Here is a 12,142-nt window from a genome sequence, read left to right as displayed (position 1 = left end):
TTCTAAATAAAGACAATCTAGTGAAATCTATGCCTTTATCTCATCATTCTAAATCTGACGCTCAAGATCCAGTTCAATCAGCAATTAAAGAATCTAGATTTACACTCAAGTCTTGGCCTTATTGGCTTGGCTTACTACTCATCTGCATTACCAGTTATATCAGTGTGATATACAGCCAAAAACACTTTTCTGTCGATTCGGATCTGAATCATTTAGTCAAACAAGATGCCCCTTGGCGAGATAACCTAGATAAAACCACTCAAGCGTTCGGCGACTCTGAAAGCTCTCTTGTGGTGGTGATTTCTGGCGCAGACCGCCAACAGGTTCAACAAGTGACTGAAAGCTTAACCAACGATTTTTCTAAACAACCCAGCTTTAAAGATGTCTTTGCCCCATCCACACTACCTTGGTTAAAACAACAAGCGCTATGGTTTTTATCTGAGCAAGAATTTAAAGGCTTCACACAAAACCTAGCTTCATTAATGCCAAGACTGCAACGTGCCAGTATGAGCCAATCGCAAACCGATCCTACGTTGCCAGCGAAACAACTGCTTGCTCAACTCAATCAAGCAATAGAAACAAAAGATGACAATGCCGCACGCTTATTGATACAAGCATTGAATCAAGTGGCTGAATCAGAGCAAGCCACCAGCCAACAACAACAGACCACGAATCAAGGTGTAAACTGGTTTTCACTGCTTTTTCCTGAAACGAAACAAACAACTTATCAGATCATTTCGATCAATGCTGAGCCTGATAGCTCTCAAAAAGAACCTAACCGCTTCATCATGGAAACCGCGCAGAACATTATTAGCCAATATAGTGATGTACCAGGCGTTCAAATTCGTTTAACGGGCCAAACCGCCTTAGATTTCGATGAAATTAAAGATGCCAATCACAGTGTAAAATTAGCCGGAACCATGTCTTTAATCGGCTTAATCGTGGTTTTAGGCTTTGGTATTCGCTCACTGCGCATTATCGCGGCCAGTTATGTAGCGGTGATTGTGGGCTTAGTCTGGACATTGGCTCTCGGCTTGTGGTTGGTTGGCAATTACAACACGATTTCGATTGTGTTTTTAGTAATGTTCATTGGTCTCGGTGTCGATTTCTCGATTCACTTCTGTTTGCGTATTCGAGAAGAACAAGGATTACATGCGAATAATCAAGCGACCTTACTCGCCTCTATTCGCGGAACATTAACATCACTCAGTTTATGCGCCCTAACGTCTGCAATTGGTTTTCTAGGGTTTTACCCGACCGCTTATACTGGGCTTGCCGAACTCGGTATTATTTCTGCCGCGGGCATGTTGATGGGCTTAGTCGCGACTTTTAGTGTGATCCCAGTGTTTTTCTTCTTATTTGGTTACCCAAGAAATAAGCACCAGATTATTGAACAAGAGCATAGTGATGAAGGGTATTGGTTAGTTGAACATCATAAATTAGTGATCGGCATTGCGTGCACGTTACTAATGATAACCGGTATTGGTGCCAGCCAAATGAAGTTCGACTTTTCAACCTTAGTGCTTAAGTCACCAAAATCTGAATCGGTAAACACCTTAGAAGAAATCCAGCAACAAGGCTTAACTTCCAGCTATCAAATGATGATGTTGGCAAAATCGCCAGCACAAGCACAGCAGTGGCAGCAACAACTTGCCACACTACCTGAAGTCAGCAATGCACTCTCAATTAATTCATTCTTACCTCAAGATCGCAACAGCAAATTAGTGACATTGTCACGAACAATAAATCAACCTGAATCGCCTGAATATAAAGGGATTACGGCGAATCTCCTTGCAGAGAAGTTAGAACATTCACCCTATAAAGATGCCCTTTCATCGACTACGATCACGTGGCTAAAAACCACCCACGAACCTGCTATTTATCAAGCAATTTCAGCGCAAGCTCTACAACCTTTAGCACAAATGAAGCAAAATTTTGCTCAAATGATGCAAGCGCCCCCCGCCACTATTGATGATATTCCAATGCAACTTGCGCAACGTTATTACAACAAAGATGACGCATTGGTGGTGGCCTATCCATCTGGTGACATGCGTGATGTAAAACAGCTAGATGAGTTTATTCATGCGGTACAGGCGATTGCGCCTAATGCCACTGGACGCCCAGTAGCCGAACAACAAGTTGGCAAAATTATTACTCAAGCTTTTATTCAAGCCACTTGTTATTCATTAGCATTAATCGCGCTAGTGCTATTGTTTGCTCTAAAACATAAGCGAGATGTGGTACTGAGCTTTATTCCATTATTACTGATAACCCTATCAACCATGGCCGTCGCGCATTGGAGTGGTTTCTCACTCAACATGGCAAACATCATCGTGATCCCATTGATCTTTGGCTTAGGCGTCGATAACGGTATTCATATTGTGGAACGTTTCCGCGAGGTCGGTTCGGTTAAAGCGTTCTATCAATCCTCAACGCCAAAAGCCGCGGTTTTAAGCTCACTCACAACCATAGTGACTTTCGGTTCATTATTACTGGCCGATCATCGCGGTATGTTCAGCATTGGCTTCTTACTAACCATTGCGATTGGCTTCTTACTGATTTACAGCCTAACGGTTCTGCCCGCCTTGCTGTTTAGTACAAAGAAAGCAGTTTAGTACAAAGAAAAGGGTTTAGTGTGAAGAAAGGTGTAAAAAATTAAAATTTGATTTGGAGAGTGGATTTAATCAGCACTAGGCAAACAAGACTTGCCTAGTGCTCAATATTAGCAGTTACCTTTCTTCGCTTGTCCTGGCGGGCAAAATTTACCGTTATTGTTACGGCCATCGTCTTTCGTACCGACTTTAACATCGACATTATGCAGTTCGCCCTCTACGCGAGTAAGTTGGCAACCGCTTAAAATAAACAATGCACCCAAGACTACAATCAATTTATTCACAAACTATCCTTTTATTATGAAATACAACATTCCCACCTTAAATAATGGGATAAGTTAGGTGCGGTAAATTGCCTGTTTATAAAGGTTGATATGTCAAGTTGATGACTGAGGGAGGTTAGTTTTTAATGGTACATCTGTTTTGCTAACATTTTGAGAACGGGTAATAGACGTCGCGAACGCCTTATCATCCAAATCGGCATCCAAACCATCTTGCCCTTTCCCTTTAACTGGTGTGAAGGCCAAGCGTGAAAAAAGTGGGAAATGATCCGAACCAATGGATGGCAACCTTTGGATGCTCTGCACAGTAAAGTGCTCACTGTGAAAAAGGTGATCTAAAGGCCAGCGTAATAGCGGATACTTCACATGAAAGGTATTAAACATACCTCTACCGACTCTAGGATCAAGCAGACCACTCAACTTTCGAAACAAACGAGTGGTTCGAGACCATGCAACATCATTTAAATCACCGGTAACAATGATCGGTTGCTCAGTATCTCCCACACTACGCGCGACGATGATTAATTCGGCATCACGCTCTGCGGATTCTGGGTTTTCTGTCGGGCTTGGAGGTGCAGGATGTAAAAAGTGCATTCGTACCAAGTCACCAGTTGGCAACTCTACCAGCGTATGCATCGATGGGATGTCATCTTCGACTAGGTAATCTATTTCTTTCTCATGTAACGGCAGTCGAGAATACACATGCATGCCATAAAGATTATCTAAGGGGCACTTGATGGTTTCAGGCATACCCACTTCAAGGCATGCTAATTGATTTTCCCACCATTGATCCGATTCAAGCGTCACCAGTACATCCGGTTGATATTGATTCACCAGCTCTACCAATTTATGCGCATCTCTATTCGTGGTCAGCACATTGGCCGTTAAGATACTTAATTGACGACTCGAATCGACATTTTGGCTGCCATGAACTTCGACTCGCCATAATTTGGTATAAGGCAAAATCCACCACAACTGCCAAACCAAACATAGTGTTGTCGTGATAATAATAAGCCAGGTTTGAGGTTCAGAAAGATTAAGAATCGTCAGTTGTAGCAATATCAGACATGCAGAACAGATAACAAGTTGCATCCGCGGAAAATCCATTCCTCTGACAATCCAGTGTGGATGACGAGATATAGGAAGCAAAGTCGCTCCTACAATCAGCCCTGTCACTATATAAATCAATATATCCACTACCTACACCTAAACCATTTTGTTGTAGACACAATACTCACTGTAAAGCAAAACTACCGCGCGTTGCGAATCACTCTTAAATGCTTGTATGTTAGCTATTTGGTGAAGTGTAGCCCGTTGTTGTCGCTACGACTTCAAATCCACGCTTTGATACTATCGGTTTACTCATATCTGAGGCATCGATTATTAGATATTTAACACCTTTGGACTTGGCTTCAGCGATACGCTTATTTAGGAGCAAGCTATAGTACCCATTGCCTCGAAACTCTTTGATTGTACTTCCGCCCCAAATACCTGCAAATGGGCTGTTTCCATTAAATGTTAACCAAGCAGAAGTTACTGGCTGTCCATCTACGTACACAACATAAATGGATACCGAATCTGGAGATTGTTTTTTGCGACTCATTAAGTAGTTGTATTGCCAATCGAAATCGCCACCCCAAACTTGTTCTTGAACCTTTATTGCATCACGAATACCTTGGCTATCAGAAACTTCTGTAATCTGAGATTCATCGAAAAATTCGTTAGCTGTTTTAGATAAGTCTAAAACCATAAATGATTCGGTGTCTTCTTGCTCAAAACCATTAGCGAGCAATACACTACTGATATTACTTGGTTTATCGGTACTATATGTCTTCCACTCAAAGCACAAACTACGTTGGCTAAAGTATGCAAGCTGCTCTTTAACTATTGATTCGGTGAGATTTTCATCAAAGTTAAAGAACGAAATATAACTACCATGACGATCATTCGATACGAACTTAGTCAGATTACTATCTGATTCCTTTACACCATTGAACGAGTTAATAAGCTTGCGTTCAAACTCATTGTACTCTCGCATTACATCCACTGTATTCATTTTATCCTCGTATATAGCTAACGCCCTAATAATAGGCAAAAAATTGTTTGCTAAAATGTTGAGGGACGAAAACAGCAAACTGTTTTTTGTCCTTGTTTATTAGCTTGTTATGTACCTTATACACCTAATGTATCAATGACAAAGTTCATATCTTCAATTAACTCAGAAACACATTTAGAAAAATAATACTCTGCATCTTCAGTTTCTAAATTATCTCTAGGCAATAAAGTAACATCTACCTCTTCATTAAACAGTGGAAACAAAGAATGAGTTAAATAGTTTCGTCTCGTTTTGATAAAGTCGAGGGCCTCAAGCATACCATCATCAATGAGTTGGTTGCTTTTGCATAATGAAACCAATTTACCGAGAGTGGCATATTCGAGGTTTTGAGATTTGTTATGGGTTTGAGTTATTTCTTTTAATATTGATTCTAACTTTCCTGACGTTAAAATTAGCTTGCCCAAGTTTTTGCAAAATTTTTCACTTTCAATAAGTTCATTATAAAAATCCATTTAGAAATTAACTCCACACTATAAAGGTACATAACGCCTTTGTCAGTTGCGTTTTGGTTGTAGTGTAGTTTAGGGGTAAAGTGGCGAAGCCACCCCAAAACGGAGCGCAGACCAAAACATGAACTGGACAAACTTGTTAGATTGCATTACTTCTTATCTACGACCGATTTTAATAGTTCAAAAATTGCCTTATTTGAAACAGTCTCTTCGCCCTTTTCCTGCGTATTATTTAGGCCGAAAAATTGCTTAGTTAGCTCCTCTTTAACTTTATTCCTTGTTTCCTCTGGGAGCTTTTCGAGATAAGGGTCTAGCGATGCCAATTCAAGCTCTGCTCTTCTGTTATGATTTTCTAAAGCCCTATGCTTTGCAGATTCTTTAGCAGCATATGCCGCTGGTATAGCAAGGACAAAAGCAGCCCCAATTCTAAACAGTGCCAATTTCCAGTCAAATCCATTAGCCGCTGAAATGAAGATGGTAATACCAATAATTAGAACCATACCGATCATTAGTCCAAGAGCAATCCTACGCCAGATATCAGCTGCGCTCTTTTCAGTATTTGCAATATTTTGATAGTTACCCCCAAATTCAACTCCGAACTGCGACATTTGTAATTTCAAGCAGCCAACATCATTTTGCTAAAAATGACGGCTGGTTGCTTGAACCCTAAACACTTCTTTGGACGATAATTTATCCGAAGTTGGGCTCGCTCAACTTCATCATCACTCACCGACCGTAAATCTGTTCCTTTCTTGATATATTGTCTCAACAGGCCATTAGCATTTTCATTAGCACCGCGCTCCCAAGAACTATAAGGGTGAGCAAAATACACATCGGTTTCTAAGGCTTGTGCTACTTCCATATGACCCGCAAATTCTCTGCCATTATCGGCCGTTATAGTATGAACAAATCGTTTGTATGGCCGTAATAAGTCTATCGTCGCTCTGGTCACATCTTCTGCTGATTTTGAAGGCACTTTTTTTACTAAATAAAACCGTGTGGCTCGCTCTAAGATTGTGACAATAGCGCCCGTACCATGTTTACCAAGAACTGTATCAATTTCCCAATCACCAAAACGTGTACGATTATCGACATCTTTGGGTCTTTCATCTATTGAAATGGCATTTTTTTATTGCGGGAGCTTTATCTTTCTTGCCTCTTCTATAGCGTTTATGACCTTGGCGTAAATGACGAAACAGTTTACCGCCTTGCCGTTTATTGCAGGCAATAAAACGGTAAATCCATTCATGACTGACTTTTTCTCCAATACGAGTAAGAACGTGAGATATTTGCTCTGGACTCCAGTCTTGCGTTATTAAAAACTCAATAAATTCGACACGTTGTTGCGGTACTCGATACTTAGATGCGTTTAATCGCTTTGCCCTAGATAGTTGCTGGGCTGTATCTGGTGAATATTGTTCTTTTGTACCGCATCGTCTCAACTCTCTATAGAGAGTTGAGCGGTGACATTTTACGGTTTTGGCAATTTCAGAAATTGAAATTCCCTGTTCTAAAAGGGCAGAAATCTGGTATCGTCTTCCCTCGGTCAACTGCTGATAATTCATGGTAGTCCGCTTGTTTCTTTGGCGAGAAGAGCGTACCACTTTCAGCAGTTGGTTTCCTCTTCTACACCATTCCATGAATGTCGCAGTTATTATCTGAAATCAGGCCTGTTATCCCAATATTCCCTATTATTTGAAGCAAATTTGAAGCTTCCGCTCTCTTTTCTTCCAATTCTTCTAATAAAGAATTCGCTTCTGTTTTTTGGCTTTCCAGCTGTTGTTCATATTGAACCTTATGCTCAGAGATAACACTACTTACACTCTCTTGACTTGCCTCTATACTTTCTTCAAGTTTAGAATCAAAGGCTTCCGAATAGTTGTCGTACCGTTCATTAAATTCGCTGAGCTTTGAATCCAGCTGGGAAGTATGTCTGTTCTCTGCTTCTTCAAATCGCTCATTAAAGTTATTAAGCGATTCTGAAATACCCTGGTCAAAACGCTCAATTTCTTTAGATAAGCCATCCAGCTTTTCTTGTTGGCTAATAGACTTCTCAGTTATTTTTTCAACTGATTTTACCAGCTCATCTTTTTCCTTCTTCATCTCACTAAACGACTTTTCAGCGAGAGACTTAAACTCTACAAGAGAGCGAGTGAAAGACTGCTCAGAAATAGCTGGTTTTACAATAGGCAAGGCATTCATCTGAGCCATCAAATTATCGATGTGTGCAGAGGTATTATTTAAGTGGCCTACGTTAGAGTTTGATATATACGAATTCAATTCGGAGGTAATACTGGATATATGACTATTAGCTTTATTAAGGTGAGAGTGATTAACTAGAGCTGGAATCACATTATTCAGACAACTCTCCACGTAGGATGCAGCCTGTTTAATTCTGTCGATAATTTCAAGAACGTTTAGATCTTCAGTCACAAGCGAGTCATCAGTTAGCCTGTCGACTAAATTTTCGATACTTGCATGGATAGCATGATCACTTAATTGGTCATCCCACTGTGACATTTTTTCTCCTATCTATGGTTGCAATCTAACGCCCGCTTAAGGGGCAGACAACGCTACTACCAACTTTCCGCATAACACCATAATCACGAAACCCAACGCATGATAAAAATGCCACGCGTTGGCTGTCCATCTTGAAGCGTTTGTTAGGTTTATATTTCATTGCTATTGATTAATCAAGATAGAACCCCCATATAGTCTATGGATAAGAACACGCCTTACCACTCAGAACATACATTCCCTAACTGAGATAACTGGAGCGTGAAAATAAATATTCCAGATTTTTCAAGGAAAGATCTAATGATTGCTTATCTTATTCTCGTTCACCGCTATCCAGATCAATTTAAACGGCTATTTCATGCAATATACCACCCAAATAATCATTACGTTATCCATGTTGACAAAACTTCTGGAAAAGAAATTTCAGATGAAATAACTTTGTTTCTAAATGATTACCAAAATGCTGAAATTCTTGAATCAGAAAATGCACTATGGGGTGGATATAGTTTAGTTAATATTGAACTTCGTGGTATGGCTAAGCTATTGAATATGAACAAAAGCTGGACGCATTTTATAAACCTAAGTGGACAAGATTTTCCATTGAAAACTCAGCCATATATTCATGAGTTTTTGTCAAATAATAAAGACAAGGAATTTATTCGAGCATTAGACCAAAATGAAGCTAGGCCTGAAACGATGAATCGCATACAAAATATGTGCTTTGAATATAAAGAGTATATTTACCGACCTAAAATAGCTAGAAAATTCATGTCAGGGATAACACCATTTATTGGCACCCAATGGATGATTGTGTCACGAAAATTCTGTGATTTTGTTTGTAACACGGATGCATCTCAACCCTATAAAGAATTTTATAAAAATACATTTATTGCTGATGAAGGATTTTTCCAAACAGTTATGATGAATAACGATTGCCATGGTGAAATAATTCAAGATGACTTACGACTTATCGATTGGGTACCAGATGGAGATATAAAGCTTAGACCGAGGACGTTTACAATGGCCGATATTTCTAACTTAATTTCGAGCCCTAACCTTTTCGCTCGAAAATTTGACCTATTAGAGGATGCTAAAGTCTTGGATAGGATCGAACATCACCTCGCTGCAACAGTCTAATTTTTTAATGAGCTACCCTCAACGGGGTGGCTCAAAGAAACCTAACGCCCAATTAAGGTGTGAGCCACGCCGGCACCACACTCAAATTGAACGCCGTACACACTGAACTAGACCCAAACCCAAAATGCCAAGCGTGGGGAATCACTCTTAAATGTTTGTTAGCATTATTTTTCCAGTTGTTCGATTAACTCCCCACAACTGTTAAAAAAGTATTCGCATGATGTGCTCACCATTTTGGTAGAGTACTCTGCTTTGGGCTGAGAATTTTTATCAAAGCTATGCTTGAAGTTTAAGGAATGGTAATACAACGAATCCATGTAGACTTCAGCTGGAGCATGTTGCTTTGACCTAATATTATGTCTTGCCGTATGTTCGATATCCATTAGTTGAGCAAAAGGAACACCCAAGCTATTTAGAGACACATGATTATTTGACTCAGAGATATGAAGAAGAGAGTCATTGTAATAAGAGTTTTGACCTTGAGTAATTACGGAGTAAGTTGGTAATCCAATACAATCCTGATAGATCTTTGAAATTTTTTCGGCAAGATAAATGAATACTTCTGGTTCATATGTGTAAGAAATGTCGTTATTAAATGCACCCACACTCCAATTACTTTTTAATAGCAAACTATCTGCAAAGGAAATAAACGATATCGAAGGATACTCAGAAGCAATTTGGTCAATTCTGTCCCGTAGTTCAGCCAACATTTCAGTTGAGAGCTTATCTTCTTCTAGATATTTTTTTACGCCAATCGCATCAATCATTGAAAAAACGGAGAACGATCGTGCATGAAGGCTATCAAGCCACTCCCCTTTAACAAAAATCCTTGGTTTCTCATCACATGCTTGACAACCTACACAAGAAACAAATTGCTCTCGAGGTAAAATTATAGAAACCTCATGGAATCGGTCCGATATATTAACGTACCAAGAGAGTTCAATACTATTATCCAAAGCCTTACGAGCAGCTGCGTAGCTAACATAACCAACGTTCTCGTATGGATTATTTTTATAGTCTGTCAAGAAACGAGTCATCATACTCTCATAGTCACTCATGTACTTTTGGTCGACGAGATACAAATCTCGATCTAAAGGTACATTTTCGAACTCATATCTTTCAAAATCTTCATGCTCGAACATCACAACTCCTAATTAATAATGCTAACGCCGCATTAAGGTGTGAGCAACGCTACCACATAACTTAACCAGACCACCGTAAACACAAAACCCAACGATGGAATGAAAAATGCCAAGCGTTGGGAATCACTCTTAAATGCATTGTTATGTAAATTCTTTGGGATCTACAAAATCTAACACTTTTAAACGCCCTTCGAACAATATCTCACGGCTAGCTGGATGATCATTGATCCCTAGCCAATATTGCCTGGCTCGCTTGATAGTTGTGAGCATAGGCTCACTGTCGGTCAATAGGTGTTCGTCACTAGCTACATGCAAACGACCTTGAACTTGTACTTTCGCTATTTGAAATTCTTGATTATCTAGACCTAAGTTTTGCAGCCAAAACTTAACCCCTTCTTCATCGGCAGCGAGCCAAATACAACGCTGCCTAGATGGCAGGTGGGGAAACTCACTTTTGCGAATATCTTCCCATATAAGTTCCCGCACATAGCTAACAAAATGTTGAGTTATATCTGCTGCAATCCCAGCTACATTTGGACAGTTAACTTCACCATCCCTCACTGCATTTAAGAACTGCTTACCCGGTAATTGATGAGTAACATTATCAGGAGTAGTTACTCCATAAGTTTTTTGATTGGTTTCAAAAAAACTAAAGTAAGGGTTACTTTCTCCACCGATATCAATCACATCGCCGATATTCCACTTTGGTAGAGAAGACCAAGGAACAGCTCTATTGATGTGAAAATAAACTGCTTCTTTACCTGAAATGTTCATTGTTTCCTCTTATTTACATAACGCCCCGCTCACCTGCACATACTGCGGAGAGCGTTTTTGTGTGATAAAGGAGCGCAGCGACAGACACAAAAACGAGCGTAGCAGTATGTGTCAGCGTGCAGCGGTTTGTTAGGCATTACCTGCCTCAAATTGACCAAGAAACTTGTCAAATACAACCCGGCCTTTATCAAGATTTTTATTAAAAATATCTAAGTAGTCCTCGTGGGATATTGCTAGATCTAGCTCTTTCCGGACGGATAGTACTGCACTAGGCAATAGTTCAGACACATCAAAGAATGTACTCATACAATATCTAACGTACTCTAGGTGCTCCCGATTTTGAATGCTCCACAATTTATCTATTTCTTCGTTATACTTATCCCGCTCTTTACACTCACTTTCAAAGCTACTTTTTAAAACAGACCACGTGCCTTCATCGCCTTTTCCAGTTAAATTTAGTTCTTTCATAATTGAAATATAACGATCAATTTCGCTCTGTGACTTATCGCGATATTTCTCAGCTAGTTCAATTGAGAATTTTCTTTGAACTAGGACGCTACGCTTCAACATAAGGTCTAGTGTTGCCGTGCCAATTTCCCCCATGAGCGTAGTTATTGCGTTTACCGTTTCACTTGACCCTACAATTTGAACTTTTGCAATTTTTCCAGCTTCGGAAGAGAACGCTGATGTTATTTGCTCTTCTGAAATATTAAGATTCGCAAAGTTTGAGATCATCCCCTGCGATCTAGTAATAGCTTCTACTGCTTCCATATACACTTCTTTCTTAATTGACTGCTCTCTGCCAATAGAATCTAACCTTAGCTGATTATTTGTTTTGACTTCTTCAAGCACAGCCGCATATCCAATTTTGACGCTCTCGACCTCTCTTGTAATACCAGCAATATCTTCTTTAGTCGCAAGGTTTTCAGCTTTCTTTGATAAATATGAAGGGATATATGATTTTATAAAATAGAAAACAATACCACCACTTAGAATAGCCCCAAATCCAAAGCTACCCAATACGGTTACTAATTTTTCAATTTCTTCTACGCTCATATGTGATTTTGCCTAACGCCCGCATTTGCGGTTGGTTTGGAGCGCAGCGGAAAACCAA

Annotated in this window: 11 protein-coding genes and 1 pseudogene; 2 read left to right on the top strand and 10 right to left on the bottom strand. The window is 39.8% G+C overall.

All coding sequences use genetic code 11. The features are described from left to right. Positions 1 to 29 precede the first annotated feature (29 nt). Positions 30 to 2,615 (top strand): MMPL family transporter, encoded by a 2,586-nt coding sequence (locus tag VRUMOI_RS15100; RefSeq protein WP_089140260.1) that lies wholly within the window; start codon positions 30 to 32, stop codon positions 2,613 to 2,615. A 107-nt stretch (positions 2,616 to 2,722) separates the two neighbouring features. Here the strand turns inward: VRUMOI_RS15100 and VRUMOI_RS19270 are convergent, their stop codons facing one another. The 7 genes and pseudogenes from VRUMOI_RS19270 to VRUMOI_RS15070 form a co-directional block, all read right to left on the bottom strand. Continuing rightward, positions 2,723 to 2,896, bottom strand: a complete 174-nt coding sequence (locus VRUMOI_RS19270) for a membrane lipoprotein lipid attachment site-containing protein (RefSeq protein WP_162598430.1) — start codon at positions 2,894 to 2,896, stop codon at positions 2,723 to 2,725. A gap of 93 nt (positions 2,897 to 2,989) precedes the next feature. Then, a complete protein-coding gene (locus VRUMOI_RS15095; RefSeq protein WP_197712960.1) occupies positions 2,990 to 3,985 on the bottom strand; it encodes an endonuclease/exonuclease/phosphatase family protein in 996 nt (331 codons plus the stop codon). Positions 3,986 to 4,181: 196 nt separating this feature from the next. After that, a complete protein-coding gene (locus VRUMOI_RS15090) occupies positions 4,182 to 4,949 on the bottom strand; it encodes a GNAT family N-acetyltransferase (protein WP_089140258.1) in 768 nt (255 codons plus the stop codon). A 116-nt stretch (positions 4,950 to 5,065) separates the two neighbouring features. Continuing rightward, on the bottom strand, positions 5,066 to 5,461 hold the full coding sequence (locus VRUMOI_RS15085; protein WP_089140257.1) for a hypothetical protein: 396 nt from the start codon (positions 5,459 to 5,461) through the stop codon (positions 5,066 to 5,068). Positions 5,462 to 5,607: 146 nt separating this feature from the next. Then, on the bottom strand, positions 5,608 to 6,066 hold the full coding sequence (locus VRUMOI_RS15080; RefSeq protein ID WP_162598429.1) for a hypothetical protein: 459 nt from the start codon (positions 6,064 to 6,066) through the stop codon (positions 5,608 to 5,610). 8 nt (positions 6,067 to 6,074) lie between these two features. Beyond that, a pseudogene (locus VRUMOI_RS15075) lies at positions 6,075 to 7,023 on the bottom strand (IS30 family transposase). 61 nt (positions 7,024 to 7,084) lie between these two features. After that, the gene (locus VRUMOI_RS15070; RefSeq protein ID WP_089138820.1) at positions 7,085 to 7,978 is read right to left on the bottom strand and encodes a hypothetical protein; all 894 of its coding nucleotides are present in this window, start codon (positions 7,976 to 7,978) and stop codon (positions 7,085 to 7,087) included. A gap of 297 nt (positions 7,979 to 8,275) precedes the next feature. Here VRUMOI_RS15070 and VRUMOI_RS15060 point away from each other — a divergent pair, with 297 nt between their 5' ends. Then, positions 8,276 to 9,112 (top strand): beta-1,6-N-acetylglucosaminyltransferase, encoded by an 837-nt coding sequence (locus tag VRUMOI_RS15060; protein WP_089138821.1) that lies wholly within the window; start codon positions 8,276 to 8,278, stop codon positions 9,110 to 9,112. A 164-nt stretch (positions 9,113 to 9,276) separates the two neighbouring features. On the opposite strand, the gene VRUMOI_RS15055 is transcribed toward VRUMOI_RS15060, so the two are convergent. The 3 genes from VRUMOI_RS15055 to VRUMOI_RS15045 all read right to left on the bottom strand — a co-directional run bounded on the left by VRUMOI_RS15055 (position 9,277) and on the right by VRUMOI_RS15045 (position 12,084). Then, positions 9,277 to 10,254, bottom strand: coding sequence for a hypothetical protein (locus tag VRUMOI_RS15055; protein WP_045460381.1), 978 nt, complete (start codon positions 10,252 to 10,254; stop codon positions 9,277 to 9,279). 141 nt (positions 10,255 to 10,395) lie between these two features. Then, a complete protein-coding gene (locus VRUMOI_RS15050) occupies positions 10,396 to 11,028 on the bottom strand; it encodes a DUF2441 domain-containing protein (RefSeq protein ID WP_089138822.1) in 633 nt (210 codons plus the stop codon). A gap of 129 nt (positions 11,029 to 11,157) precedes the next feature. Further along, the gene (locus VRUMOI_RS15045) at positions 11,158 to 12,084 is read right to left on the bottom strand and encodes a chromosome segregation ATPase (RefSeq protein ID WP_089138823.1); all 927 of its coding nucleotides are present in this window, start codon (positions 12,082 to 12,084) and stop codon (positions 11,158 to 11,160) included. Positions 12,085 to 12,142: the final 58 nt, after the last annotated feature.

The sequence above is a fragment of the Vibrio rumoiensis genome (assembly GCF_002218045.2).
Classification (GTDB): Bacteria; Pseudomonadota; Gammaproteobacteria; order Enterobacterales; family Vibrionaceae; genus Vibrio; species Vibrio rumoiensis.
The sequence above is the reverse complement of the archived record's forward strand: the minus strand, read 5'-3'. Positions and strand labels throughout refer to the sequence as shown.